25 protein-coding genes are annotated in these 25,061 nt (G+C 55.0%); 14 read left to right on the top strand and 11 right to left on the bottom strand.

Going from position 1 to position 25,061, the window contains the following annotated elements:
* Nucleotides 1–48 precede the first annotated feature (48 nt).
* Nucleotides 49–255, bottom strand: a complete 207-nt coding sequence (locus IT893_RS12690) for a helix-turn-helix transcriptional regulator (protein WP_197145375.1) — start codon at nt 253–255, stop codon at nt 49–51.
* Nucleotides 255–809 (bottom strand): DUF2975 domain-containing protein, encoded by a 555-nt coding sequence (locus IT893_RS12685; protein ID WP_197145374.1) that lies wholly within the window; start codon nt 807–809, stop codon nt 255–257. Before IT893_RS12685 ends, IT893_RS12690 begins: the two co-directional genes overlap by 1 nt.
* A 177-nt stretch (nt 810–986) precedes the next feature.
* Here IT893_RS12685 and IT893_RS12680 point away from each other — a divergent pair, with 177 nt between their 5' ends.
* The 3 genes from IT893_RS12680 (at nt 987) to IT893_RS12670 (ending at nt 5,035) form a co-directional block, all read left to right on the top strand.
* The gene (locus IT893_RS12680) at nt 987–1,421 is read left to right on the top strand and encodes a helix-turn-helix transcriptional regulator (RefSeq protein ID WP_064782288.1); all 435 of its coding nucleotides are present in this window, start codon (nt 987–989) and stop codon (nt 1,419–1,421) included.
* Between the two features lie 14 nt (nt 1,422–1,435).
* Nucleotides 1,436–2,485: a sulfotransferase gene (locus IT893_RS12675; protein WP_157097799.1), complete on the top strand. Its 1,050-nt coding sequence runs from the start codon at nt 1,436–1,438 to the stop codon at nt 2,483–2,485.
* A 267-nt stretch (nt 2,486–2,752) separates the two neighbouring features.
* Nucleotides 2,753–5,035, top strand: a complete 2,283-nt coding sequence (locus tag IT893_RS12670) for a heavy metal translocating P-type ATPase (protein ID WP_252723944.1) — start codon at nt 2,753–2,755, stop codon at nt 5,033–5,035.
* An 81-nt stretch (nt 5,036–5,116) separates the two neighbouring features.
* On the opposite strand, the gene IT893_RS12665 is transcribed toward IT893_RS12670, so the two are convergent.
* Both IT893_RS12665 and IT893_RS12660 read right to left on the bottom strand, forming a co-directional pair.
* Complete coding sequence (locus tag IT893_RS12665) at nt 5,117–6,028, bottom strand: sugar kinase (RefSeq protein ID WP_197145372.1); 912 nt, start codon at nt 6,026–6,028, stop codon at nt 5,117–5,119.
* A gap of 23 nt (nt 6,029–6,051) precedes the next feature.
* Nucleotides 6,052–7,098: a D-TA family PLP-dependent enzyme gene (locus tag IT893_RS12660; protein ID WP_197145371.1), complete on the bottom strand. Its 1,047-nt coding sequence runs from the start codon at nt 7,096–7,098 to the stop codon at nt 6,052–6,054.
* Between the two features lie 172 nt (nt 7,099–7,270).
* Here IT893_RS12660 and IT893_RS12655 point away from each other — a divergent pair, with 172 nt between their 5' ends.
* The 6 genes from IT893_RS12655 to IT893_RS12630 are packed head-to-tail and all read left to right on the top strand — an operon-like array spanning nt 7,271 to nt 11,461.
* A complete protein-coding gene (locus tag IT893_RS12655; RefSeq protein WP_064782283.1) occupies nt 7,271–8,119 on the top strand; it encodes a transporter substrate-binding domain-containing protein in 849 nt (282 codons plus the stop codon).
* Between the two features lie 27 nt (nt 8,120–8,146).
* Nucleotides 8,147–8,809, top strand: a complete 663-nt coding sequence (locus IT893_RS12650) for an amino acid ABC transporter permease (RefSeq protein ID WP_064782282.1) — start codon at nt 8,147–8,149, stop codon at nt 8,807–8,809.
* Between the two features lie 11 nt (nt 8,810–8,820).
* Nucleotides 8,821–9,480 (top strand): amino acid ABC transporter permease, encoded by a 660-nt coding sequence (locus tag IT893_RS12645; protein ID WP_064782281.1) that lies wholly within the window; start codon nt 8,821–8,823, stop codon nt 9,478–9,480.
* A gap of 10 nt (nt 9,481–9,490) precedes the next feature.
* Nucleotides 9,491–10,255: an amino acid ABC transporter ATP-binding protein gene (locus IT893_RS12640; RefSeq protein ID WP_305791403.1), complete on the top strand. Its 765-nt coding sequence runs from the start codon at nt 9,491–9,493 to the stop codon at nt 10,253–10,255.
* Nucleotides 10,256–10,274: 19 nt separating this feature from the next.
* Nucleotides 10,275–10,661, top strand: coding sequence for a RidA family protein (locus IT893_RS12635; RefSeq protein ID WP_064782279.1), 387 nt, complete (start codon nt 10,275–10,277; stop codon nt 10,659–10,661).
* 41 nt (nt 10,662–10,702) lie between these two features.
* Nucleotides 10,703–11,461, top strand: a complete 759-nt coding sequence (locus IT893_RS12630) for an IclR family transcriptional regulator (protein WP_197145370.1) — start codon at nt 10,703–10,705, stop codon at nt 11,459–11,461.
* Between the two features lie 457 nt (nt 11,462–11,918).
* Here IT893_RS12630 and IT893_RS12625 read toward each other — a convergent pair whose 3' ends face one another.
* The 4 genes from IT893_RS12625 to IT893_RS12610 all read right to left on the bottom strand — a co-directional run bounded on the left by IT893_RS12625 (nt 11,919) and on the right by IT893_RS12610 (nt 17,103).
* Nucleotides 11,919–13,058, bottom strand: a complete 1,140-nt coding sequence (locus IT893_RS12625) for a DUF1513 domain-containing protein (RefSeq protein WP_197145369.1) — start codon at nt 13,056–13,058, stop codon at nt 11,919–11,921.
* A 24-nt stretch (nt 13,059–13,082) separates the two neighbouring features.
* Complete coding sequence (locus IT893_RS12620; RefSeq protein WP_197145368.1) at nt 13,083–14,210, bottom strand: imelysin family protein; 1,128 nt, start codon at nt 14,208–14,210, stop codon at nt 13,083–13,085.
* 68 nt (nt 14,211–14,278) lie between these two features.
* Nucleotides 14,279–15,742, bottom strand: a complete 1,464-nt coding sequence (locus tag IT893_RS12615) for a di-heme oxidoredictase family protein (RefSeq protein WP_197145367.1) — start codon at nt 15,740–15,742, stop codon at nt 14,279–14,281.
* A gap of 92 nt (nt 15,743–15,834) precedes the next feature.
* Nucleotides 15,835–17,103: an imelysin family protein gene (locus tag IT893_RS12610; RefSeq protein WP_197145366.1), complete on the bottom strand. Its 1,269-nt coding sequence runs from the start codon at nt 17,101–17,103 to the stop codon at nt 15,835–15,837.
* A gap of 341 nt (nt 17,104–17,444) precedes the next feature.
* Here IT893_RS12610 and IT893_RS12605 point away from each other — a divergent pair, with 341 nt between their 5' ends.
* Nucleotides 17,445–18,146, top strand: coding sequence for a cytochrome b/b6 domain-containing protein (locus IT893_RS12605; RefSeq protein WP_197145365.1), 702 nt, complete (start codon nt 17,445–17,447; stop codon nt 18,144–18,146).
* Nucleotides 18,147–18,252: 106 nt separating this feature from the next.
* Here the strand turns inward: IT893_RS12605 and IT893_RS12600 are convergent, their stop codons facing one another.
* Nucleotides 18,253–18,717 (bottom strand): cytochrome c, encoded by a 465-nt coding sequence (locus IT893_RS12600; RefSeq protein ID WP_197145364.1) that lies wholly within the window; start codon nt 18,715–18,717, stop codon nt 18,253–18,255.
* A 198-nt stretch (nt 18,718–18,915) separates the two neighbouring features.
* Here IT893_RS12600 and IT893_RS12595 point away from each other — a divergent pair, with 198 nt between their 5' ends.
* The 4 genes from IT893_RS12595 to IT893_RS12580 all read left to right on the top strand — a co-directional run bounded on the left by IT893_RS12595 (nt 18,916) and on the right by IT893_RS12580 (nt 22,708).
* The gene (locus IT893_RS12595) at nt 18,916–20,466 is read left to right on the top strand and encodes an NAD-dependent succinate-semialdehyde dehydrogenase (protein ID WP_252723943.1); all 1,551 of its coding nucleotides are present in this window, start codon (nt 18,916–18,918) and stop codon (nt 20,464–20,466) included.
* A gap of 498 nt (nt 20,467–20,964) precedes the next feature.
* Nucleotides 20,965–21,126 (top strand): RSP_7527 family protein, encoded by a 162-nt coding sequence (locus IT893_RS12590; RefSeq protein ID WP_157088485.1) that lies wholly within the window; start codon nt 20,965–20,967, stop codon nt 21,124–21,126.
* A gap of 163 nt (nt 21,127–21,289) precedes the next feature.
* A complete protein-coding gene (locus IT893_RS12585; protein ID WP_197145363.1) occupies nt 21,290–22,078 on the top strand; it encodes an alpha/beta fold hydrolase in 789 nt (262 codons plus the stop codon).
* A gap of 15 nt (nt 22,079–22,093) precedes the next feature.
* Nucleotides 22,094–22,708, top strand: coding sequence for an NUDIX domain-containing protein (locus tag IT893_RS12580; protein WP_197145362.1), 615 nt, complete (start codon nt 22,094–22,096; stop codon nt 22,706–22,708).
* A 7-nt stretch (nt 22,709–22,715) separates the two neighbouring features.
* On the opposite strand, the gene IT893_RS12575 is transcribed toward IT893_RS12580, so the two are convergent.
* Complete coding sequence (locus IT893_RS12575) at nt 22,716–23,438, bottom strand: SDR family oxidoreductase (RefSeq protein WP_197145361.1); 723 nt, start codon at nt 23,436–23,438, stop codon at nt 22,716–22,718.
* A gap of 157 nt (nt 23,439–23,595) precedes the next feature.
* Complete coding sequence (locus tag IT893_RS12570; protein ID WP_008892138.1) at nt 23,596–24,885, bottom strand: polyhydroxyalkanoate depolymerase; 1,290 nt, start codon at nt 24,883–24,885, stop codon at nt 23,596–23,598.
* Nucleotides 24,886–25,061: the final 176 nt, after the last annotated feature.

Genomic DNA, 25,061 nt, shown 5'->3' with positions numbered 1-25,061 from the left:
GCGAAATGCCATGGTTCTCGTGCTCTGCTCGCTTGCATTGGCCGGTCACTAATCGGGTTGAAATTCCAAAAGGTCGCCGGGTTGACAATCAAGCTCCTTGCAAATGGCCGATAGCGTTTCAAACCGCACGCCTCGCACTTTGCCGGACTTCAAAAGCGAGAGGTTTTGTTCGCTAATCCCGATCCGGGCGGCGAGGTCTTTGGACTTCATCTTGCGGGTGGCCAGCATGACGTCCAGCCGAACGATAATGGTCATCAGACGAAACTCCGATTTTCGTCATGAATGCGGGCGGCTTCGCCAAGCACCCAGGCAATGACAATGATCAGCCCGCCGAGAAACAGCGTGCTGGCCTCGGCATTGCTCAACCCGATCGACAGAACCCGTTCACCGGCCGGACGGTGGAAAGTCGCAAGGACCGAGGTGGCAGCACCGGTTAGCGGTTTGATCAGGGTTTGCGCCAGAAGGGCAATACCAAATGCCTTGAGGTGGCGGATCGGGCCCGTCTGGAAAATGGCGTTATGAGCGAAGGCACCAAACATCTTGCGCAAGCGATACAGGCCATAGGCCAAAACAAGTGACGGGATCATCATCACCGCCATGGTGACGTATTTCTGCCAACCCGAGAGCGCGTGCAGATCGGCAAGGCTGACGGTCATTTGACTTGTGCTGGCTTCAACCCAGCCTGGCGCGTACCAGACCAGTGGCACGACCAGGATCTGAAAAATGATGGCAATCGCGCAGGCCCAGTAAAGAAGGGTGCTGATGGTGCGCACATTCTTAAGCGTATCAGTGTGTTGGGTGGAGGACATCTGTGGGGCTCCTGAATAGGGGAATTCCGAATCAAGTTATAAAATTCATGTAAAACATGAATAATTTATCGAAATGAGTCAATCCGGTTTGTTTCTGGCCTGCCGAGAGCGACGGCGATTTAGGCGAATTTTTATGTGTCGCTTGCCTTGTGCGGGCAGGCGTGGAAAATAGTCCCCATGTCAGAAAGCAAAACCAAACCCCGCACGCCCGTTCCCGCAACTGATCCTGATGATTGCCAGGAATGTGATGCAGCTGCCCGACTTGGTCTGAGCACGGAACAGGGCGAGGCCGTCACACGCGACGCATCGCGGGCCGTTGGCGCGGATTTGGCTTTGCCTGATGTCGAGGCGGCAGCGAAAATCTTTTCCCTATTGGGGGATGCCGGGCGGCTTCAGCTTGTCCTGCGCTGCATGGAAAAGCCCCAGACTGTTTCGGAGTTGGCTGCGGCAACGAATATGTCGCAATCGCTTTGCAGTCATCATTTGCGACATTTGCGCGACCAACGTATTCTCGCGTCCGAGCGTAGAGGGCGACATATCCTTTATCAGATTGATGATGATCATATTTCGCGGGTAGTACGCGATACCTTTGCCCATGTCACACATGATTGAGGATGCTATGACTCTTGTCTCGCGCCACCTCAAAACAAGCATGCAGGAAAATTATGAGCCAAAGTCAATTGACGTTGCCTGTTTTCGTTGGTGGTAGCGGTAGAAGTGGTACCTCGCTCATGGGGGATTTAGTCGGGTCGCATCCCGCATTTAATCTGCCTGTCCACGAGAACAAGCTCATTGTCGAACGTGCGGGATTGCGCGATCTTATACGTGACCTGTCCGGCATACCCGATTTGATGAGGCGTCATTTCGCAATCCTGCATTTTTACGCGCGGGCCCAAAAGCTTCGTAATCTGGCTTTTCGCGACGTAGCGTTAAACCAGCAGGTGCAAAACCGTATGAACGAGCATGGTGCATCATTTCATCAGGCGTTTGAGTATGTGCAACGACAAAATCCTCAGGCAAGTGGGTCCGTCCATGCGATAGCGCAGGGCTTTGGGATTAACAACTATGACAAGTGCGTGAACGAGCTCGTCAAAAAACTGGCTGTGCATATCGATCAGAACGGGATTGTTGATACAGATGGACTACTGAAACCGTTTTTTGTGACGAAGCAGTTTGAGCGAGCAGAATTGTTGGATATTGCACGGGGCTTCCTGTGCGATCTTTACGGCACTATATCGCAACTGCGCTGGGTCGATGATACGCCATCGAACTCTCTGGCGGTAGATTTCCTTGCCGAACTGTTCCCGGAAATGCGGTTTGTCAACATGATCCGGTCACCGGCCGATACGATCAGCTCCTATGTAAAGCAAGTCTGGTTCCCAAATGATGTCAAATTAGCTGAGCAGTATATCTGTTCCAACTTGCTGGCAGCTGAAAAGCTGATGGAGGCTTTGCCTGAGCATTTGACCTTGACGGTGCGGATGGAGGATTTGGTGGAGCAACCAGAAAAAACTCTGGAAACGCTTGCCGAATTTCTCAATGTTTCCAATGAATTCAATTCGCAGCTTGTCAAGAGTGATGCCGCGCATATCGGGCGCTCTGAGAGTGATCGTGATATACAGGCCGCAATATCCGAAGACCTGAAGGCATGGATGGCACGCCACGACTATGCCTGACGACCTCAATATATGATGTTTGGAAACAAGAACATTCAAATTCCTGTTTGAATGTTCTTGACAGAGACAACCCTGCAAAATACGTTTACCTTAACATATGAATAGAAATTTGATTGTTTGGGATTGTGGATGTCTTTCATCGCGAAATGGGCGGATATGCCGACGGTAGGTTCCTGTGCTCAATGCCGGGAAGCGTTAGTCAATGCTCTTGCTAAGGCAATACCACATCAAAGTTTTTCCGATGACGGTCAAGGCATTTCTACCCCGATGCCACTCGAAGGAGATGATGCCTCCATCTTTCAGGAAATCCTCAAGAACCATGAAACGGACATTGTTCATTACCAATGGCATGTCACTGGCATGGATTGTGGGTCATGTGTTGCCAAGATCGAAACCGCCCTTGGCAAGTTTGAGGGGGTTTCATGCATCGATGTATCGATGATGCGCGAAACCGTGACGCTTGGCATTGATGCTGCCCACGATGAAACCCGTTCAGACATCACCAAAACCCTAAATAAGCTCGGATATCCGGCGCAGGAAAAGAACGCCCCGGGGGCTGCAAAGGCAAGCGGATCGTCTTGCTGTGCTGGCAACAGTTGCGGCTCGAGTACCGCCAATGATGGGGTATCGAATTCCGCAGATGACGCGCAAAATGCATCTAAACAGAGCCTTCTGCGTCGTTTCGCGCCATGGTCGTCGGAAAATGACGAAATTGCCTTTGCCGCCATTTGCCTTGCACTCGGCGGGCTGATTGGTACGACTTTCCCGGTGACGTCACCTTACGCCATGTCGGTGGCGTCCCTGTTGGCAGCGCTGCCTGTGATGAAAAAGGCGGCGCGGTTGGCGCAAAGCGGGGCGGTGTTTTCGATCGAGCTTCTGATGTCGGTTGCCGTGATCGGTGCAGTGGCGATTGGTGAAAGCCTTGAGGCCGGGATGGTGGTCTTGCTGTTTGCCATTGGCGAGCGGCTTGAGGGTGTGGCGGCCGGACGGGCCAGAAGCGGCGTACAGGCCTTGATGAAGCTTACCCCGGAGCAGGCACGGCGTGTTGTAGATGCCGGTTTTGAGACCGTGACCCCGCGTGATCTGGTTATTGACGACATCATCGAAGTCCGCCCGGGCGAACGGGTGCCATCTGATGGCGTGATTGAAAGTGGTGTGGCCGAGATCGACAACAGCCACCTGACGGGTGAATCGGTCCCGGTCTATAGCGACGCCGGCACAGATGTTTTTGCCGGTGCGATTGTCACCGACAGTCCGGTCCGCATTCGCGTGACCCGTGCGTCGGGCCAAACCATGCTGGACCGCGTGATTGAGCTGGTCGAGCAAAGCGAAAAGCACAAGGCGCCTGTCGAACGCTTTGTTGCCAAGTTTGCCCGCATCTATACCCCGATCATCATGGGTCTCGCACTCGCCACGGTCGTGATCCCGCCGGTGGTGTTCGGGCAGGCATGGGAAGAGTGGATTTATCGCGGTCTGGCCCTGCTTCTGATTGGCTGCCCTTGTGCGCTGGTGATCTCGACACCGGCGGCGGTCACCTCGGCCCTGGCACGCGCGACCAGGATCGGTCTTCTGGTCAAGGGTGGGGCTGCGCTGGAGCTGATCGGGGCTGTGCGCACCATGGCATTTGACAAAACCGGTACGCTGACCGAAGGCAAGCCGAAACTAAGCGCAATCAAAACAGCCGATGGCTATGGCGAGAATGGTGTTCTGACGATTGCCGCAGCCCTTGAGGCCGTCACATCGCACCCGCTTGCGCGTGCTGTCGTCACGGCCGCCGAAAACCGCAATCTTGATCTGCCTGTGGTTGAACAGGCCAGAACCATTGCCGGTGCCGGTGTCGAAGGACGCATTGACGGGGCACTGTATCAGGTGGGGGCTGCCAAACGTCTGAACGGCGTGCCGGATGGCGTAATTGGCGATTGGCTGACCGCGCAAGAAGATGAAGGCAGTACTGCCGTCGTGATCCTGAAAGACGGGCAGGTAATCGGTGCCCTGGCCTTGCGCGACGTTGCACGCAGTGACGCGATGAACGCACTTGGCGAACTTAACAGGCTTAACATCACGCCTGTGATGTTAACAGGCGATGCGGATCGGGTTGCCAAGCGCATGGCCGCAGAGCTTGGCATGGAATATCGCGCCGAACTGATGCCCGAAGACAAACTGAATGCCTTGTCAGAACTGCGTGCTGATCCGAAACGGTCCGGTCCGGTGGCGATGGTCGGGGATGGCATCAACGATGCCCCGGCACTGAAATCCGCCGATGTTGGTATCGCGATTGGCGGGGGTACGGATATCGCCCTTGAGGCCGCCGATGCGGTGGCGGTCAAGGACCGGCTGGGTGATGTGGTTAATCTGGTGAAGCTGTCGCGTGCGGCACGCCGGGTGATCCGTGAAAACATCACGATTGCATTGGGGCTTAAGGCGGTCTTTCTGGTTACGTCCATCACCGGTCTAACCGGTCTTTGGCTTGCTGTTCTGGCCGACACCGGGGCGACGGTTCTGGTGACGATCAACTCGCTAAGATTGTTGATTGCCTTGCGCAAGGCATAGAACACGGTGAACATCGGCCATAATGAACAAAGCCCGGCATGATGCCGGGCTTTGTGTTGTGATAGTGGTTTGTTTCGCTGCTTAAAGGTCTGCCATCATCTCGGCTGGAATGATTGCTCCGCGATGGGTGATGACCTTGCTGGCAAGCTTGTGTCCGGTAAGCGTTGCTGTCACGCCGTCCTGTTCCTTGAGCAAGCCTGCCATGAAGCCCGCGTTAAAGCTGTCACCGGCGGCCGTCGTGTCAATCGGGGTGACCGGTTCCGGGATCGGGACATGGTGAGTTTCCCCACCTTCATAAAGCAGGCAACCTTGCTGCCCCTGTTTGACGACAATCAGGGCAGGGCTCAGCTTGGCAATCCGGTTCACGGTGTCTTGCGCCGTTTCATCACCCCAAAGAAGCTGTTCGTCATCGAATGTCGGCATCATGACATCGGCAAGGGCGGTGATGCGGGCGTATGTCTCGCGCGCCTGTTCTTCCTTTCCAGACCAAAGCTTGGGGCGGAAATTGCCATCAAAGGCGATCTTGCCACCCTTGTCTTTGTGGGACTGAAGGGTCTGAAACAGACACGTGGTGTCGTCTTCCAGCACATGCAGGCTAATCCCTGAAAGATACAGCCACGGCGCATCTTCAAGCGCCTGCAGGTATGCCTGGTCAGCAAGTGACATGGTTTGGCGTGCGGCTGACTGATTGCGCCAGTAGTGGAAAAATCGTTCGCCGTCCGCCCGGTTGGTGATGGAATAAAGTCCGGTATTTGCCTGATCCGTGCTGATCAGGAACGCATCACTGACCCGGTTGTCTTTCAGCACGGACCGGATCTGCTCACCAAACGGGTCTTCGCCGACGGCAGAGGCAAAGGCGCATTTGATCCCAAGGCGACCAAGATAGACCGCAGTATTAAACGTATCACCGCCAACCTTGACGCTGGCGTTTCCTGCCGGGTCGAACGAAATCTCGCCCATGGCTTCGCCAATGCAAATGACATCAACAGACATCAAAAAAAACTCCCTGATGCGGATTAACGCAGCATCCCGCGTGCGGCGACCGGCATTTCCATCATTTCGCCGTTCTGATCCTTGATCCAGACGGTCGGAAACAGATTGGTCACGACGCAGATGTGATTGGGGATAATCGAAATCACGTCACCAACTGCCGGGTCCCAATCGCTGTCACCAAGCTCAATGATGCCGTGTTCTTCGGACAGGCCAACAATTGATGCATCCGGTGCCTCGCGGACCATGCCAAAGCCCTCAAGGCCCAGCAGGTCGGAACTCAGCGCCTTTGATCCTGCATCGATGATGGCACGGGTTTTCGTCGGGCGGGAAACCACGGTGGTCTTAACAACCGCAGCACAGTTTTCAACGCCACATGCACCGCGCGCAATCAGGGAACGGTCATTGTAAATATAGGTCCCGGCGCGGTGTTCAGTTGCGTGATCAAATGCGGGCAGGGCGTCCAGATTTGGCGTGCCACCGGTCGAAACAACCGGGCAAGGTAGCCCGGCGTCCTCGAGACGTTGTTTGGCATCACTCAACCATTTGTCGACGTTTTCTGCATGATCCATTGGCGGATAGGTCATCAGCCCGCCAAATCGAAGTCCGGGCAACTCATTGATCCTTGATGCCAATTCGGCAGCATCAGTCGGGCTTTGCACACCACACCGTCCTGCACCGGTGTCGCATTCCACAAGAACGGTCAACTCGGTTTCTTCATCCGCAAAGCGCGCCGATAGCCCCTTGGCAACGGTCAGATTGTCACAGGTGACCGACAGGGTGCATTTGCGCGCCAGTGCCGCCAGACGATCAAGTTTGGCATCACCGATGACGTTGTAGGTCAGCAATATATCGCGGAGTCCGCCCTCAACCATAACCTCGGCCTCACCAGTCTTCTGGCAGGTGATGCCGATCGCCCCGGCCTCAATCTGTCGTTTGGCAAAAAACGGCAGTTTGTGCGTCTTGATATGCGGGCGTGTTTTAAGGCCCGCCGCATCGGCAAGGTTTTGGAAACGCGCAATGTTTTCGTCAACGACGGGGAGGTCAATCACAAGGCAAGGGGTATCAAACATGCTGGTTCCTGATTGGTTTGAGGTTGGCGCTCTCAGCTTTTTGCAAAACGAAATTGACATATCTTGAACGCCGCTGCTAGGGTAAATCCGAAATAACGGTATTAATTCCGCTATAACGGAAAAGCAAAAAACGATCCAGGAATGTGTGGCTCATTTGAAAGTGGAGACAAAAATGGCATTTCTTAAAACTCTGGCGGTCGCAACTGTCATGACCGCGACGGCGGCTTCGGCACTCGGCACTGCATCCGCCCAGGAAACAAGCAAACTTCAGCAGGTCCTTGATCGCGGCTATCTGGTCCTTGGGACCGGGTCGACCAACCCGCCGTGGCACTTTGTTGATTCAGACAACAAGCTCAAAGGTTTTGACGTTGATATGGGCCGCCTTGTGGCCAAGGCCCTGTTTGGCGACCCGGACAAGATCGAGTATGTCCAGCAGTCGGGCGACGCTCGTATTCCGAACCTCGTCACCGACAAGGTCGATATGGCCTGCCAGTTCATGACGGTCACGGCTGAACGTGCCCAGCAGATCGAATTCACCATTCCCTACTATCGCGAAGGTGTTGGTCTGTTGCTGATGGCCAATGGTGACTACGCCGATTATGACGCGCTGAAAGAAGGTGGTGATGATGTCACCGTCGCAGTTCTGCAGAACGTCTATGCCGAAGAAATGGTACACGCGGCCCTGCCAGAAGCGGAAGTTGATCAGTATGACAGCGTTGATCTGATGTATCAGGCGCTTAATTCCGGTCGTGCCGAAGCCGCCGCAACCGATCAGTCTGCACTTCGTTGGTTCATGGTTCAGAACCCGGATCGTTACACGGATGCTGGCTATGCCTGGAACCCGCAAAGCTATTCGTGCGGTGTAAAACCGGGCGATCAGCGTTGGTTGAACTTCGTCAATACCGTCCTGCATGAAGGCATGACCGGTGTTGAATTCCCGTTCTATGCTGAAAGCTTCAAAACCTGGTTTGGTGAAGAGCTCGAAACGCCGAAAATCGGCTTCCCTGTCGAGTACAAGTAATCAACGCAAGCATTCGGGAATTCCGCTTTGAATTACGATTTCAACTTTGACGTCATCTGGCGTAACTGGGATCTCCTCGCAGAGGGGCTTGGGCTGGGTCTGTTTCTGGCCATTGTCTCGATTGCGATTGGATGCGGGATCGGCCTTCTGGCGGCGTTCGGGATGCTTTCGCGCCACAGAACCTTGCGCTGGATCGCGGTGGCTTATGTCTCCGCGATCCGCAATACCCCGATCCTTGTTCTTATTCTGTTTTGCTATTTCGCGCTTCCGCAACTGGGTATCGCGTTGGACAAAATATCGTCCTTTGTCTTTACGCTGTCGATCTATGCCGGGGCCTATTTGGCCGAAGTATTCCGATCCGGTCTGGTTGCGTTGCCCAAGGGACTGCGCGAAGCCGGCCTTGCGATTGGTCTGACGGAATTCAAGATCAAGACCAACATCATCATTCCGGTGATGTTTCGAAATGTCCTGCCGTCACTTTCAAACAACTTCATTTCGCTGTTCAAGGACACTTCCCTTGCCGCGGCCATCGCGGTGCCGGAACTGACCTTTTATGCGCGCAAGATCAATGTCGAGAGCTTCCGTGTGATTGAAACATGGATGGTCGCGTCAATGATCTATGTGGTTGCCTGTTATGTGATTGCGGCTCTGCTGCGCCGTCTCGAACTGCGCCTTGCAGTTCCACGCTAAAGGGGTATCAGATGAATTTCTCTCTTTTCCTGACAGAATTGTGGAACGCGCGGCTAAGCCTGCTTTCGGGACTGGGTGACACAATCCTGATTTCGGTTGCCTCGGTTATTCTGGGATCAGTCCTTGGTGTGTTCGTTGGTTTGGCGATGACATATGGCGCGAAGTGGCTTCGCTTTGTTGTCCGGTTGTATATCGACTTTCTGCGCGGAACGCCGGTCTTCGTTCTGATTTTGGCCTGCTTCTACATCCTTTCGGTTGTCGGTCTTGACCTGACGGCGTTTCAGGCCGGTGTTTTGGCACTGACGCTGTTTTGTTCATCCCATGTTGGCGAAATCGTCCGCGGGGCTTTGTCCGCCATTCCGCAAGGCCAGACCGAAGCTGCCAAATCGGTCGGTCTGACATTTGGGCAAACCTTTGTTTATGTGCTGTTACCCCAGGCTTTGCGCCAGATCCTGCCAACCTGGGTCAATACCGCGACCGAGATCGTCAAGGCATCGACGCTGCTTTCGATCATTGGCGTGGTGGAGCTTCTGCTTGCGACCCAGCAGGTTATCTCGCGCACCTATCTCAGCCTTGAGTTCTATCTCTTTGCGGGCTTTGTCTATTTCCTTTTGAACTTCGTGATCGAACAGGCTGGTCGTGCCGTCGAACGCCGCATTTCGATCCCATAAAGAGGCAATCATGTCCCCAATTTTGACTATTTCCGGCCTTCACAAAAGCTTTGGCAAGGTTGAAGTGCTTAAGGGCATCGACCTGACCATGCAGCAGGGCGATGTGGTTTCGCTGATCGGATCGTCCGGTTCGGGCAAGACCACGCTTTTGCGTTGTGTGAACCTTCTGGAAGATTTTGAGCAGGGCTCGATTGAACTGGCAGGTCAGTCTATCGGCTATAAACAGGACGGCGGACAGCGTCGCCGGCTGTCGGAACGTGAAATTGCCCGTCAACGTGCCATGACCGGCATGGCTTTTCAGCAGTTCAATCTTTTCCCGCATATGACGGCCATTCGCAACGTCATGCTTGGTTTGATCAAGACCAAGAAAATGCCGAAGGACGAAGCACGGGCGATTGCCGAAAAATGGCTTGAGCGCGTCGGTATGGGCCAGCGTCGCGATCACTATCCCGGCCAGCTTTCCGGTGGCCAGCAACAGCGCGTCGCGATTGCGCGTGCCATCGCGATGAACCCGCAGATCATGCTGTTTGACGAAGTGACTTCCGCACTTGATCCGGAACTGGTGGCCGAGGTGCTGGCAGTTGTTCGTGATCTGGCAAATGAAGGCATGACCATGTTGCTTGTGACGCACGAGATGCGGTTTGCGCGCGATGTTTCAAGCAAGGTCGTGTTCATGCATCAGGGGCGTATTCACGAAGAAGGCGCCCCCGAACAAATTTTCGGTGCGCCGAAAACTGAACGTTTGCAGGGCTTCCTTGCAAATTCTGAATTTTAAGAACCAGGAGATATTTTTTATGAGCATTAAAAGACACGGTGTTGGCGAAGGTAAGGGCAACGGTCAGAAGGCATTGCCATTTGCCAAGGCAACCGAGGCGGATGGCTGGCTTTATGTGTCCGGCCAGACCCCGATGCGTGACGGTGAAGTTGTTGGCAACGGCATTGTCGAACAGTCCCGGATCGCGATTGAGAATATGCTCAAAATCGTTGAAGATGCCGGTTATACTGCGGCTGACATCATGCGCATTGGTGTCTGGCTTGATGATGCGCGCGATTTCTGGTCGTTCAATGGCGTGTTCGAGGAATATTTCAGCGAAAATCCCCCGGCACGTGCCTGCGTGCAGTCCTCGATGGTTGTTGATTGCAAAGTAGAGGTCGACTGCATCGCCTTTCGTAAGGCATAACAGTCTGCAATTATTGCGCTAAGACGTTACATGAGGGGTTTATGACGGAACAGCAGATACGAAAGCGTGCGCGCGGCATTGATCGTGCGTTCGATATTCTGGACCATCTGCGTGATGTCAGAACCTCTCAGCGTCCTGCCGAAATCGCCCAGGCTTTGGGCGCGCCAACCTCGACGGTTTACGATCTGATCGGCACGCTGATTGATCATGGCATGCTTGAAGTGACCGATGCCAATGGCTCGGTCTTTTTGGGGCGGCGGGTTTATTTCCTTGGCCTTGCTTATCGTGATTATTTCGATCTGACCCGGCAAGCGGCCGGGGTTCTTGATGAAATCACGGCAAGCACCAAGGAAACCTCCCAGTTTTGTATGCTTGATGGCAACAAATACACCGTCGCCTTGCAACGTGAAGGCAGCCGCCCGTTTCGCATTTCTGCTGATGTCGGGGAACGGACTGCCATTCCGTGGACAGCGTCGGGTCGGCTTTTGCTGGGGCACCTGAGTGATCAGGAAATCCGCGAACTGATCCCGGCTGAGGACTTTATCCTGCCCGACGGGCGTCAAATGGATATTGCAGCCTATATCGCCGAAATCCGCCGTGCGCATGACGAACGCTTTTTCTCGTTCGACAGCATTGTGGATACCTTCACCCATTGCTTTGCCGCCCCGGTCTATAATCAAAGCGGTATCTGTTCTGCCACGCTGTGTATCGTCGCCCCCAAGGACGACGCACGTAAAAACTATGATCTCTATAAAAACGTGCTTCAAACGGCGGGTGACAAGCTTTCCAAAACCGTCTGATCCAATAAGGCACCGGTCAATAACCACATCACCCGGATCAATCGTCCGGGTGTTTTTGTTTTTGCGTGTTGGTGTTGTTGTGGAATTTGGCCGGAAAAGAGAAAGCGGCGGTTATCGTTTCCCGCATCGATAACCACCGCTTTTCCACCTTGAGAGGCCTATGGGGAGAGAGGACCCATAGGTCTGAGAGACAAGCCGCTTGGGGACAAGTGCGAATGGGTTTCATTCGCGGGCTGTGTCGAGACCCGTTATAGGTAAGAAAAAACACCGACGCAAGTGAAAATCGTTCTCATTTGCGAAAAACTTTTGGTTGATGCCTTTCTGATATAAATATCCCGACAAAACTGGTTGGTTAATCGTGGTGCTTATGCCCGGATTTCCGCGATATTCAGATGACGTAAATAGAAAAACCCGCAGCGTTTGTGCGGGTTTTGAATGATTTTATCGTCGGCTTTGTTCAGGTAATGATCCGGCGTAAATGATTGTCCCAATGCTGCGATTTCAAAGAATCGTCGGGCAGTTCTACCCGCTTACGGCGAATCGCATCCATCCGCCAGCCATTGCCAAGGCCACTGGTGCCAACAAATTCACCGGCCCGATCCGTCGCGGCAAGGCCGCAGCCATCCGGGGCGGCGATATGGGTCAGGAAGTCATTGGTTTGCGCATCCCAAAAGGTCACAAGCCCGCCGCGTGGGCAGGAAATGCCAAATACCTGGCCCGATGCATCAAACCGCACCGACCCGCAATATTGCCGCATGCGGTACTGAACCGTATCCGGGGCCTCAAGCGGGCGGATGTCTGATCCCGGGTGCCAAATGCCGACAAGCGGCACCTGATCGGTCAGATCGCCCTGATACTGGAAGCCAGCGGCAATCGTGCCATTCGATGCGACATCGAGATGGCGGATCGAAAGTTTGTGCCAGTCATGTTTCAGCGCTGCCTGGTGAACAAGCTTGCCGTTGCTGAGATCAATGATCGACAGATTGGGTTGCATCGAGCTGATATTAAGTGGTGTGCGCCCGTCCTGATCGGGATGGGTGTGCAGCCCGCCATTGGCAATCACCAGATGTTCGCCATCCGGCATCAGATGCAATTCATGCGGGCCGGTGCCAAAGCTGTCGAATTCCGCCACCCGGCGATAGCCATCCTCGGCATCCCACACGGAAACAACCCCGCGCGCATGATCAAAATCGTTTTCAGTGATGTAAAGATAACGCCCATCATTGGAATAGATCGCATGGCCATAAAACCGGCGGTCTTCCGGACAATGCAGTTTGGCGCGCACATCCCCGGTATGGCGATCCAGGATCAGGCCATAAAGTCCCGGACGGCGTTCAACCGCTGCGACATCAACATGGTTGGGGCGCAGGCCGATATCATGACCTCGGCCGGGCAGGGGCTGTTCAAACAGGATCTTGCCCGAAGCATTAAATGCGGTGACATAATAATCGCCATTATCCCCGGCACTGGCGGAGATATAAACCGCGCGGTCTTCGGGCTTTGGCGCGGTTGCCGCACGGGCAAGGCCCATCGGCAACAGGGTGAAGGCCCCGCCAACACCCATGAGTTTCAGGAAACTGCGACGTTGATATGCCATCTTTGATCTCCTGCCGTCTGAGCCCTAGTCTCCATCCAGCGCGTTAAAGCCGCCACCAAGCTGGGTATTGCCGCCGACATCGTTTTCAACAAGCGTGGTCAGGAAATCAATCTGCCCCTTAAGGTCTGTCAGTATTGCATAACCATCGGGCTGTTCCAGTACCTCGGCAATAGAGGGCGGTAGCTCTGCCACTGTGTCGCCAACAGTCTGCCAGTTAAGCTTGAACGACCGATCCAGCAGGCTGTTATCAATCAGGGCGGCCAGGCCTTTACCTTCTTCACCAACATCCCCCCAGGTTCCGTCATAGATGGCAAACAGACCAATCAGGTTATGTTCGATATTGCGAAGCGATCGTTCCGAGATCGGGCTTTCCGCGCGGCTTGCACTGGCGTCCTCCTCGCCATCGCCAAGCGGACGGGCAAGCTTCTGGCTTGAGATGATCAAAAGGCCTTCATGCAGGGCACGATACAGATCGGTCGCGGCAAACTTGGCAGTGGGATAATCCATGCTGTCCGGTCCGGCATTTTCCATGGCGGTGGCAAATGCCGGCCATTCGTCCTGCAATTCGCCAGAAAGCGTACCAAGGTTGGTGGCAATTGCCGTGCCGTACTGGCACAGGAACACGCCATCTTCATTGGCCGCAATCATCTGATCACCGTGATCATCGGCAAACAGGACTTCCTCGAGTGCCGGGAAACCCTGAAGTGCTGCACTGGCACCGGAGAGCTTTTCGGGATCGGTATAGGCGGCCGGTTTATCAAACATCAGCTTGCGAAACTGGCGCGCAGCCGTGCCATGTTTGTCCGGCCAGTATTCGATATGCTGATCACGGCCATTGGCAACCAGCGGCCCCATGCGCCAGGGTTGTATTTCCTGCCAGATATCCATCGCCGCGTGAAAGGCCGCTTGGGTGTCTTCAAGTCCGCCCTTATCCGGATCTGAACAGAAATCCTTGAACTCGCTGGTCAGATTTTCCGTCGCAGCATGGAAGTCATCAAGCTTGGGCGGCATTACGGTGCCCAGCAAGTGCGCCAGAACCGGCTGATAATTTTCATCGGGAATATCGGCACGGGCAGCGGGACTGGTCACACCAACAGCAAGAACGGTGGTGGTCGAAAGCAACAAGGTGCGCCAGCTCGGTTTGCAGAACATATGACTTATCCCGATATTCACGTGATTTGGTGTCTGGTTTGGTATTCGGTCTTGCGACATATACCGCGTCACAATGACTTTAGAAATGCCAACAATTGACTGCGTTCCGATGGTGGCAGCTTTGTGACTGCTTCGCGGGCGTTTTCGGCCTCGCCCCCATGCCACAGGATCGCTTCAAGAATGGTTCGTGCCCGCCCGTCATGCAGGAAGCGGGCACGTGGATCAATCTCTTGCGCGCGGCCAATCCCCCAAAGCGGTGGCGTGCGCCATTCAGTGCCCGATGCCTGTGCCTCTGGCCGATGATCGGCAAGGCCGTCGCCCATGTCGTGTAACAACAGATCCGTGTAAGGCCAGATCACCTGCCCGGATTGTTCGGGCAGGTCAGCACGTTCGGGCAAGTCGTAGCGCGGTGTGTGGCAGGATGCACAGCCGATTGCGTCAAAGATCTTTTCGCCCGCTAAAACATCCGCATCATTGGCGTTCGGGCGGGCCGGCGGGGCAATGTTACGCGCGTAATACAGCACCAGATCGGTCATCACCGAATGGACTTCCAGCCCCTCGAATTCTTCGTCATTGCCATCGGGCGCAGTGATGCAGTCCGTTTGCGCAGTCGTGCAATCGCCGCTGGCATTTGGATAAAGCGGGGTGGAAAGGCCGATATCAAACTGGAATGCATTCTGGTTTTGCTGATCAAGGGTCGGCATGCCAGCCTTCCAGCCAAATCGACCAATCGCCATTTCTGATTTGGCAATGTCCCAGACCTGATTAAACCGCCCCGAAATGCCATCGCCATCTTTATCCTGCGGATCACTTGCCGCGATCAGGGTGCTGTCAGGAATGGCTTCCAGCAGCCCAAGCCCGATCATCGGTGGGGCAAGGCGCGGGGACACCATGACATCGCGATGCAGCGGCCCATAGGCCAGATCGGTCATTTCATAGCTTGGGTTGCGCAAGGTAACCGTCTCACCCCCGGCCAAAAGAATGTCGGTTGTTGTATAGGTCACCTTGACCCGCCCCTCGGCCTGAATGCCCGGGATCGAGAAATCCTGAAACTGGCCGCCGTAAACCGGGTCGGGAAGGGTGGCCAGTTTGCCATCCAGATGGTCGCGGAGTTGTGCGGCGGTTTGTGGCGGGATGGACAGGCGCAGCAACATTGATGTTGCCCCGGCCTCGCTATCATTTTCATCGACAGGATGACCGCGGCCATTGCGGATATGGCATCCGCTACAGGCGCGTGAATTAAACAGCGGACCCAAACCATCTGCCGCCTTGGTGCGGGTCGGGGCAGTGACCCATAATCTTTGAAAAAGGGCTTCACCCAGCTTGAAATCAAGCCGCTTTTCAAAGCTCATATTGGCGGATTGGTGCAGGAAGGCATTGCGGCCCTTTGTCCCGGTCGAGCTTGTTTCGCCGCCGGCCAGGGCAGGGTCACCTGTGGTCTGTGCATTAACGACGATTGGCGCAATAGCAAGGCCAATGGATGCCAGCCAGAACGGGAATGAAAACAGCGGCGTGCGTGCGGGACGGTTCATGGAAGTCTTCTAATTCGGGGTCAAAGCAAAACGGCGGGAGAATTCATCCCCCGCCGTTCACAGTCAGTCAGGCAGGTGCCTGATGATCAGGATTAGTTGACAGCAGCCGGGTTGTCGAGGCTGTCGGAACCTTCGAACTCGATACCATCAATGCCGACCGCGGCAATGATCTGTTCGATCGATTTGGTCTGATCGACAAGCGCATCAACGAAGGACTGAACGACGGCATTGCCATCTTCGTTGCCCATGGCAATCAGCTGATCAAAGGCTTCGCCGCCCTGTGCGCGGGTGACCATGACTTTGCCGGCAACAACCGATGCCGCCAGCTTGGCGCGCAGTTCGGTGTCCAGTGCCGCGTCGTTGGCCGCAACCAGATCAGAAAGCGACGGACCTTCAACAACCGAACCATCAACACGGGTGTAACGGCCAAGGTAAACGTTCTGGATGCCCAGCGCGTCATAGAAGTGGCTGTTGTGAGTGTTGTCCGAGAAGCAGTCATGCTCTTCTTCCGGATCATGCAGCAGCAGGCCAAGCTTGGTCCGCTCGCCGCCCAGTTCGCCATAAGAAAGCGAACCCATGCCGGTCACAATCGCGGTCAGGCCCGGAACGCCATCACCTTCAAGAACGGTTTCGCGTGCTTCGCCGCCTTCGGCCCACTGCGCGGTCATCCATTCAAGATCAGACACCATCAGATCAACTGCCGCCTGAAGGTATTCACCACGACGGTCGCAATTGCCATTGGTGCAGGCATCACCCGATGCATAGTCGGTCCATTTGCGTTCGCCGGCACCGGCATCGGTTCCATTGAGGTCCTGACCCCAAAGCAGGAATTCAATCGCGTGGTAGCCGGTGGCAACGTTGGCTTCGACGTCGTCAATTTCATGCAGGCTTTCAAGCAAAGCTGCATCAATGGTCGAGGCATCAATGGTTTCGCCCGAGATGGTCAGGGTCGGGTTGGCAATAACATTGGCTGTATAAGCCGGGTTTTCTTCGCTTTCTTCGCCGTAAAGGCCGGTTTCGACATAGTCGATCAGACCTTCATCAAGCGGCCAGGCATTAACCTTGCCTTCCCAGTCATCAACAATCGCGTTGCCGAAACGGTAAACTTCGGTCTGCTGATAGGGGGCGCGCGACGCCAGCCATGCGGACTTCGCGGCATCAAAGGTCGTGGCCGACGGATTTGCGACCAGTTCATCAATCGCCGCCTGCAGTTCCTTGGCGGTGATCAGTGAATCTTCGTAACCGGCATGCGCGATATCGGCATAAGTGGTCAGCACGTCTTTGGCGGCCGGTGCGGCATATGCCTGCGCGCCAAGGGTAGTGACCAGTGCGGCCGTACCCAGAATCTTTGCGATCTTCATAGGAGTTCCCATCTATCCCTGAATGGTGAGCCAAGGGCAAAAGCCCCGTCGATCAAGGTGAAAATCCGTCACGCTCAAAACTGAACGCGCACAGGAACTGTGACCCTGATCACTTTGCTTCCGCCAATTGATACTGCTTGTGAGAATGATTTTCAATTAAAGAATTGCCAATTCGCAAAGTTTTAGGTTTCGGTAATGTGATAACCGTTGGTTGACCCGGCATCCGCGGGCAATTTGTCCTGGTATGGAAAATTGATCTGTCTTTAAGTTTCTTGACGGAAACTGCTGTGCGATATTTTCCGCAATTGAATAACCCCTGTTCGTGCAAAGAGAGAGACCCGATGAGCACCCCGTCCGCAGACGAGAAGAAAGTCAAACTTTGGGATTTCCCGGTTCGCCTGTTTCATTGGGCTCTTGTCGTTGCCATTGTGACGGCCTGGTGGAGCAATCGTCAGGTGATGATTGATATCCATGCTATCGCCGGTTACAGCGTGCTTGCTCTTATGATCTTTCGTATCATCTGGGGCTTTGTCGGAAGCTCAAACGCCCGCTTTGCCGATTTCCTGACCGGTCCAAGCCATGTGATCGGTTATCTCGGAAAATTGCCTAACGGTTCGATCTCTGAACTGACATATACCGGGCATAACCCGGCCGGGGGCTGGATGGTTTTGGTCATGATTTTGCTGGTCGGGGTGCAAGCGGTATCTGGCCTGTTTGCCAGCGAAGATACCTTCCTGTTCTTTGATGGGCCGCTTGTGGCCTATGTCAGTTCCGATGTGGCCAACACCATGAACTGGATCCACCACACCAACATCAACCTGATCTATGCCGCCGTCGGGCTGCACGTCTTTGCCGCGCTGTTTTATCTGGTCGTAAAGCGCGAAAACCTGATCCGGGCGATTGTGATAGGCACCCGCCGCGTGCCCGCCGAACTGGCAGGGCGCTTTGCAAACATCCGGTTTGCCTCACCCGTGCTGGGGATTGTGATCCTGATTGTCTGTGCGCTTGTGGTTTGGGGCGGTGTGACGCTGGCGCGCGGTTAGTTCGGGGCTGCGGATAATAATAAAGGCCAACGTTCCCTTGATGGAACGTTGGCCTTTTTGAATTGCCTGCAAACCCCATGATCGGGTGGGGCCGCAAGATCAAATTTTACTTGGTGCGGAACTCGTCGTGGCAACCTTTGCAGGACTTGCCAAGATTACCCATCGCAGCGCCCATCGCACCCTTGTCACCAACCGCATCGGCCAGCGCAAGCGCAGCCTGCTGCATTTCCGGGAAGCGACCAGAGAAATCATCCCAGTTGGTCCAGATATCGGCACTTGCCGTTGTCTTGACGGACGCATCCGGGGTTTGCGGCTCAAACGCCGCCGGGACGGCACCCGCCGAAAACGCAATGCCCTTGGCCAGATTGGCCAGAACCGGATCGGGCAGGGTGCATTCGCCTTTCATATAGCAGCCAAGTGTGCCCATCGCGCCGCCGATGCCATCCATCAGCATCTTGCGGTTTTCAACCGCGGCGTTGTCGGATGCTTCATCGGCCTGTGCCATCATCGGGAATGCGGCACCTGCAGTTATGATCGTGCCGAGGAGACCGGCAAAAAGGAGCTTCTTCATCTTGGGTTCTCTCTCCAAAACGCGTTAAAGTGTCTCTCTGAGTGCAGCGTTCAGTTTAGTTTTTTATATTGAGATGTAAGCACGTTATTGCCATTAGCCCGCCGCAAGGCTTAGTGTCCCAGCAGTGCCCCCGAAACTGTAATCACAAGCGCGTGATCACCAAAGTTTTTGTTATCGCGTGCCAAGGAAGTTCCGCCCATGTCCGCTGCCACCCGGAATAATTCACCCTCCGCATCATCCGCCCCGGATCCGCAGGCTAATGAGGCCCTCATTCGCGAGGGACGCGCGCGTGCACGCGCCCTTATCCGGGACTGGAACCTTAAACATGCCTATATCAACGGGGAATGGCGGGCGGCCGACAGCCGTGAAACGCTGGACGTGATCGACCCGGCCAAGGGGGACGTGATTGGCACAGTGCCATTTATGCGCACATCGGAGGCCCGGCAGGCGATTGATGCTGCCCACGCGGCCTTTCCGTCATGGTCGCGCATGCTGGCACGCGAACGGGCAGATATCTTGCGCCGCTGGCGTGACTTGCTTGAAACCCATCAAGAAGACCTGGCTGCCCTGATCACCCTTGAACAGGGAAAACCGCTTGATCAGGCGCTTCGCGAAGTGGTCGGTGCAATTGCCTATGCCGAATGGTATGGCGAAGAAGCCAAGCGCGCCTATGGCCAGACCATGCCCGCAACCCAGCGCGATCGTCGCGTTGTTGTGCAAAAACATCCCGTAGGTGTGGTCGCGGCGATTACGCCCTGGAACTTCCCGCTGACCATGGTGGTGCGCAAATGTGCGCCTGCCTTGGCGGCGGGCTGTACCGTGATTGTCAAACCGGCCGAGGATACCCCGCTTTCGGCATTGGCCGCCGCCAAGCTTGCCGAAAAGGCCGGTTTCCCGCCGGGTGTGTTTAACGTCGTGACCGGTTTGCCCCACCCGATAGGCGAGGCCCTGACGGGCGATCAGCGTGTTCGGATGTTGTCCTTCACCGGTTCAACCTCGGTGGGCAAACGGTTGATGGAACAGTGCGCGCCGACGATGAAAAAGCTGTCGCTGGAGCTCGGCGGCAATGCGCCCTTTATCGTCATGGATGACGCTGATCTTGATGCGGCCGTTGCGGGCGCGATGATTTCAAAGTTCCGCAACAGCGGCCAGACCTGCGTTTGTGCCAACCGCATTTTCGTCCAGGACGGTGTCTATGATGCCTTTGTCGAAAAGTTTGTTGCGGCCAGCAAGGCACAGATCATTGGCAATGGATTTGTGCCCGGCACGGAATTGGGGCCACTGATCAACCGTCAGGCGGTGGCGAAGGTCGAACGCCTTGTCGCCGATGCCCAAAAGCGCGGTGCAAACCTGATCTATGGCGCGGCCTTGCCCGACGAAGGCTTTTTCACCCGGCCACTTGTGATGACCGATGTGCCCGATGATGCGGATTGCTTTGACGAAGAGCTGTTTGCCCCGGTGGCCCCGATCTATCGGTTTGGCACCGAAGATGACGTGATCACACTTGCCAATCGGGTGCGCACGGGACTGTCTTCTTATATCTACAGTCGCGATATCGGGCGTATCCAACGGCTTGCCGATCGTCTGGAAGTCGGGGTGGTCGGCATCAATGATGGTACCACCAGCCACGAAGGTGCGCCGTTTGGCGGGGTCAAGGAAAGTGGTCAGGGCCGCGAAGGCGGTCATTGGGGGCTTGAGGAATATCTTGAGCCCAAATACCTCAATTACGCCCTTAAGTCGGGCAACTGACGGCGTGTAAAGAACACGCGAATAGGCGGATCGTAAAACGGCAATATCCTGATCGGGTATTGCCGTTTTCTGCTTTTGGATGAGCTATGCAAAATTGTGCGGTGTGACTCTGGCGAAAATATCTGCAATTTTGACCGCATTTGGCGAAAAATCGATCTGCACCAAGTATTTTTCGATGATTTTTCTTCTGCGCAGGACTTGAAATACCGTCGGGCAGAGCATCTTCATATTAGGATCATCATAGATTTGGCGGGGTGTTGAGGGTTTCCAGATCTGAAAATGTGAGCAAAACGAACGCCTTATTTGTCATGATACAAATATGTGAAATATGCATGACGGAATTATCTCATTGCTGATCATAGGTATGCGTTGAGTGCATGTTTGGGGTGATAAAACTCTTCTCGTCGGTATGATCAAACAGGCGTACACCGGGTTTAACGAAACACACAGCGAAACCCCGGCGGGAACAACGCCGGATGCTTTTAAGAGGAAACGGACATGAAAATGTATCGTGATTATGACCTGGTTGCCCTGCAGCGCGAAGCTGAACACCTCCGTGCACAGGCTATGCGTCAGATGCTTGTTGCACTGGTACGCAAAGTTGGTGCCCTGTTTGGCGCACACAACAAACCCCACGGTGGTGTTGCTGCTGGCGCGTAATTGCGCGGCTGACCACACCCTGCGACCGTTCAACCGGTACGCTTAAAAACGCCTCCGCATCTCGTTGTTGCGGAGGTGTTTTTGTTTGGGCACTTCACCTTCGCAGTTTGCACCGCTATTAAGGGGGATCGACCCCGTTCGAATTGCGCAGAAGTTGGCCTTTATGAAACTAGCCCATTACGCCTTTGGCGAAGAAAACCGTGACAACGGCACCATCGTGATTGTCCATGGCCTGTTTGGTCAGGCCCGAAACTGGACGGCCATCGCACGGCGACTGGCGGAAAAGTATCACGTTGTCACCGCTGATTTGCGAAATCACGGACGCTCCGACTGGGACGCGGAAATGACCTATCCGGCCATGGCGGCCGACCTGGCCGAACTGATCGGCGAGGTATCCGATAAACCGGTGCATCTGGTCGGGCATTCGATGGGCGGCAAGGCATCCATGGTGCTTGCCCTGTCGGCTGATGCCGGTTTGGTTGCCGATCTGGTCGTGGTCGATATTGCCCCGGTTTCCTATGACCATGATTATAGCGGCTATATCAGCGCCATGCGCGATGTCGACTTTTCCGCTATTTCGCGCCGCGCCGAGGTCGAAGACGCCCTGTCCTCCGGTGTTTCGGAAAAGGGCGTGCGTCAATTCCTTGCCCAGAATGTCGCGACAGACAAGGAAACGGGTGCTATGTCATGGCAGGTCAATATTGATGCCATGGCCAATCATCTTGACGATATCATCGGCTGGCCAACGGACGGGCTTGCCGATCAGTATGATGGCGATGTCCTGTTTATTTCGGGTGCGAACTCGCACTATGTCGATCCCAAGGACCGCGATCACATCAAGTCGCTTTTCCCCAAGGCGGCCTTTACCAGCATCAAGGGCGCAGGCCACTGGGTGCATGCCGAGAAACCCGACGCGGTCCTTTTGACCCTGTCTGCCTTCCTGAAACGCTAGTCCGGTGACGCCATCATGTTCGATCTGCCCAAAGGTTGGTCTATTCCCGATCAGGATCACGTCCGTGTCAGTGATGTCGAATGTCTGTCGGACAACTGGTATCGGCTTTATCGCGTCAGCTTTGATCTGAAACGATCAGATGGATCGTGGCAAAGCCAGACGCGCGAAGCTTATGAACGTGGCAATGGCGCGGGCATCCTGCTTTATAACCGTGCGGACCGTACCGTTATCCTCACCCGTCAGTTTCGCCTGCCAAGCTTTGTCAATGGCAACGAAGACGGCATGTTGATCGAAGTGCCCGCAGGTGTGCTTGATGATCGTGATCCGGCCGCAGCCATCATTGCCGAGGTCGAAGAAGAAACCGGCTATAAGATCGGAAAGCCCCACCAGGTCTTTGATCTGTTCATGAGCCCGGGATCCGTCACCGAACGTCTGCATCTGTTTGTTGCCGAAGTCACCCGCGATCACCGCGAAGGCGATGGTGGCGGTCTGCACGAAGAGGGCGAGGATATCCATGTGCTTGAGATCGGCTTTGACGACATCATTCCGATGATGGCCGATGGACGCATCCGCGATGCCAAGACCGTAATCCTGTTACAGCACGCCCTTCTGACCAAGCTGTTTGATTAAGCCCGCCTCACCAAGGCAGTTCCGTGCCGTCATAGGCAAAGAACCCGCCCGATTGCTGGGCATCAAGCTGATCAATGACGTTCAGCATATTGGCCGTCGCCTCGACCGGGCTTTGTACTTTCAGTCCGGATTTGGTAAACGGACCGGAAAGCCCGGTATCGACCGTGCCGGGATGAAGGGCCACGCAAACGCAATCACGTTTGTTCCGCCCGATTTCAATCGCGGTGCATTTGACCAACTGATTAAGCGCTGCCTTGGCCGCACGGTACCCATACCAGCCCCCCATGCGATTATCCCCGATACTTCCAACCTTAGCCGACAGAGTGGCAAACACCGATTTGCCTGAACGCGGCAACAGAGGGCAGAAATGCTTCATCAAAAGCGCCGGGCCAATCGCGTTAATCTGAAACTGCTTGGCCATGTAGTTGGCATCAATGTGGCGCAGGGATTTTTCCGGCTGGAAGGTTTCATCATGCAGATAGCCAGTGGCATCAATGATCAGACGCACTTCGCCACCAAGCGTTTTGACATAATCCGCGCATTCGGCAACGGTTTCCGGGCGATCAAAATCAAGGGCAGGACTGCTGGATCGCGAAAGCGCGATCACCCCGGAAAACCGCCCGCTGGCCTGCAAATGATCGACAAAGGCTTTTCCGATCCCACCCGTCGCGCCGCAGACCACGGCAAGGCTGTCTTTTGGAAAAGTGTCAAATGTCGTCAAACTGGTCATGGTGGTGGGCTCAGTCGTTGTTTTGCTGTTTAAAACTTTACGCGTTGCCGTGAAGGGCGGTTCACCTGCGTCTTCTTGTCATTGGCAGTACTGCGATCAAACCAAAAAAGCCGCCTGTTTTTATGCAGGCGGCTTTTGATATGGTTGCGGCTAAACGTTATTCGGCCGCGTTGATATGCGTGACATTGGGGGCGCTTCGCGCACCTTTGCCTTCGTGATCGTGGCGGCGGATGAATTCCTTGATCCGCGGGCTGATCTGTTCACGCCAGCGACGCCCGTTAAAGACACCGTAATGGCCGACACCCTGCTGAAGATGATGCATGCGCATATTGTCAGGCAGATTGGTGGTCAGTTTATGGGCCGCGCGGGTCTGACCCATGCCGGTAATGTCATCACGTTCACCTTCGACCGTCAGAAGGGCCGTTTTGGTGATGGCGGATGGATCAACCGGAACACCCTGCCAGCGCATCGTACCTTCGGGCAGGCTGTGTTCGTGGAATACGACCTTCAGCGTCTGCAGATAAAACTCGGCCGTCATATCCATGACCGCCAGATATTCCTGATAGAAATGACGCTTGGCATCAGCACTTTCGCCGTCACCTTCGACTAGGTGATTGAACATGTCGTGATGGGCGGAAACGTGACGATCCCAATTCATGCTCATGAAACCGGCAAGCTGCATAAAGCCCGGGTACACCCGGCGCATCACACCCGCATGCGGCAGGGGCACGTGGGAAATCACATGTTGCTCAAACCAGTCAAGGGTATGTTGCTTGGCGAACTTGTTGACCTCGGTCGGGTTTTCGCGGGTATCAATCGGGCCCCCCATCAGCGTCATCGATGCTGGCTGGCAGGCTTCGTTGCCTGCTGCCATCAGGGATGCTGCGGCAACCACCGGCACGGACGGCTGGCAAACGGCCATCATATGCGTGTTCGGGCCAAGCTTGCGCAGGAAGCGCATCAGATAATCGATATAGCTATCCAGATCGAAGTGGCCGAGATGGACAGGCACCAGGCGGGCGTCAATCCAGTCGGTGATATAGACATCATGATCGGGCAGAAGTGCTTCGACCGTGCCGCGCAGAAGCGTTGAAAAGTGCCCGGAAAGCGGTGCCACAATCAACAGGCGCGGGTCATCGGGCTGCGTTTTCAGATGGTCGGTTTCGCGCTTGAAATGCAACAGGTTGCAAAAAGCTTCGCTGTGGACGATTTCTTCGGTGACCGGCACGGTTTCACCGTTGATCACCGTCGTGTCCAGACCGAATTCCGGTTTGCCGTAACGATGGGTAATATGCGTGAACACGTCACACGCCGCGGCCGCTGCCCGACCCTGATGGGTATAGGACATTGGATTGGCCGGATTGCGCAGCCACTTCTTGCTGGCATCAGCGGCCATGCGAAGCGGGCTTATTGTGGCGTGCTGCAATTCATAAAGGTGATACAGCATTTATTCTCACTCCCGGGTGACCGACAAAGGTTTAAGTGGTCACCGACCTGGTTTACGGCATTTCACCCTGTTTTATCCGCGCACAGCGTACCCGCGCGCGTAATCTGGCTTTTTTCAGAATTCCGGTCGGGACGAATAATTTCCGTTGGCCGAACTGACGCCCGTTGCTCAATATC

Origin of the sequence: Thalassospira sp. A40-3 (assembly GCF_015871485.1) — a bacterium.
In the GTDB taxonomy this organism is placed as follows: domain Bacteria; phylum Pseudomonadota; class Alphaproteobacteria; order Rhodospirillales; family Thalassospiraceae; genus Thalassospira; species Thalassospira tepidiphila.
This window is presented reverse-complemented; position numbering and strand designations above follow the sequence as displayed.

Excerpts from the sequence above, each read along its gene's own strand:
- IT893_RS12690 (WP_197145375.1), bottom strand. The coding sequence starts at position 255 with ATGACCATTATCGTTCGGCTGGACGTCATGCTGGCCACCCGCAAGATG.
- IT893_RS12685 (WP_197145374.1), bottom strand. The coding sequence starts at position 809 with ATGTCCTCCACCCAACACACTGATACGCTTAAGAATGTGCGCACCATC.
- IT893_RS12680 (WP_064782288.1), top strand. The coding sequence starts at position 987 with ATGTCAGAAAGCAAAACCAAACCCCGCACGCCCGTTCCCGCAACTGAT.
- IT893_RS12670 (WP_252723944.1), top strand. The coding sequence starts at position 2,753 with ATGCCACTCGAAGGAGATGATGCCTCCATCTTTCAGGAAATCCTCAAG.
- IT893_RS12665 (WP_197145372.1), bottom strand. The coding sequence starts at position 6,028 with ATGTCTGTTGATGTCATTTGCATTGGCGAAGCCATGGGCGAGATTTCG.
- IT893_RS12660 (WP_197145371.1), bottom strand. The coding sequence starts at position 7,098 with ATGTTTGATACCCCTTGCCTTGTGATTGACCTCCCCGTCGTTGACGAA.
- IT893_RS12655 (WP_064782283.1), top strand. The coding sequence starts at position 7,271 with ATGGCATTTCTTAAAACTCTGGCGGTCGCAACTGTCATGACCGCGACG.
- IT893_RS12645 (WP_064782281.1), top strand. The coding sequence starts at position 8,821 with ATGAATTTCTCTCTTTTCCTGACAGAATTGTGGAACGCGCGGCTAAGC.
- IT893_RS12640 (WP_305791403.1), top strand. The coding sequence starts at position 9,491 with ATGTCCCCAATTTTGACTATTTCCGGCCTTCACAAAAGCTTTGGCAAG.
- IT893_RS12635 (WP_064782279.1), top strand. The coding sequence starts at position 10,275 with ATGAGCATTAAAAGACACGGTGTTGGCGAAGGTAAGGGCAACGGTCAG.
- IT893_RS12630 (WP_197145370.1), top strand. The coding sequence starts at position 10,703 with ATGACGGAACAGCAGATACGAAAGCGTGCGCGCGGCATTGATCGTGCG.
- IT893_RS12625 (WP_197145369.1), bottom strand. The coding sequence starts at position 13,058 with ATGGCATATCAACGTCGCAGTTTCCTGAAACTCATGGGTGTTGGCGGG.
- IT893_RS12620 (WP_197145368.1), bottom strand. The coding sequence starts at position 14,210 with ATGTTCTGCAAACCGAGCTGGCGCACCTTGTTGCTTTCGACCACCACC.
- IT893_RS12615 (WP_197145367.1), bottom strand. The coding sequence starts at position 15,742 with ATGAACCGTCCCGCACGCACGCCGCTGTTTTCATTCCCGTTCTGGCTG.
- IT893_RS12610 (WP_197145366.1), bottom strand. The coding sequence starts at position 17,103 with ATGAAGATCGCAAAGATTCTGGGTACGGCCGCACTGGTCACTACCCTT.
- IT893_RS12605 (WP_197145365.1), top strand. The coding sequence starts at position 17,445 with ATGAGCACCCCGTCCGCAGACGAGAAGAAAGTCAAACTTTGGGATTTC.
- IT893_RS12600 (WP_197145364.1), bottom strand. The coding sequence starts at position 18,717 with ATGAAGAAGCTCCTTTTTGCCGGTCTCCTCGGCACGATCATAACTGCA.
- IT893_RS12595 (WP_252723943.1), top strand. The coding sequence starts at position 18,916 with ATGTCCGCTGCCACCCGGAATAATTCACCCTCCGCATCATCCGCCCCG.
- IT893_RS12590 (WP_157088485.1), top strand. The coding sequence starts at position 20,965 with ATGAAAATGTATCGTGATTATGACCTGGTTGCCCTGCAGCGCGAAGCT.
- IT893_RS12585 (WP_197145363.1), top strand. The coding sequence starts at position 21,290 with ATGAAACTAGCCCATTACGCCTTTGGCGAAGAAAACCGTGACAACGGC.
- IT893_RS12580 (WP_197145362.1), top strand. The coding sequence starts at position 22,094 with ATGTTCGATCTGCCCAAAGGTTGGTCTATTCCCGATCAGGATCACGTC.
- IT893_RS12575 (WP_197145361.1), bottom strand. The coding sequence starts at position 23,438 with ATGACCAGTTTGACGACATTTGACACTTTTCCAAAAGACAGCCTTGCC.
- IT893_RS12570 (WP_008892138.1), bottom strand. The coding sequence starts at position 24,885 with ATGCTGTATCACCTTTATGAATTGCAGCACGCCACAATAAGCCCGCTT.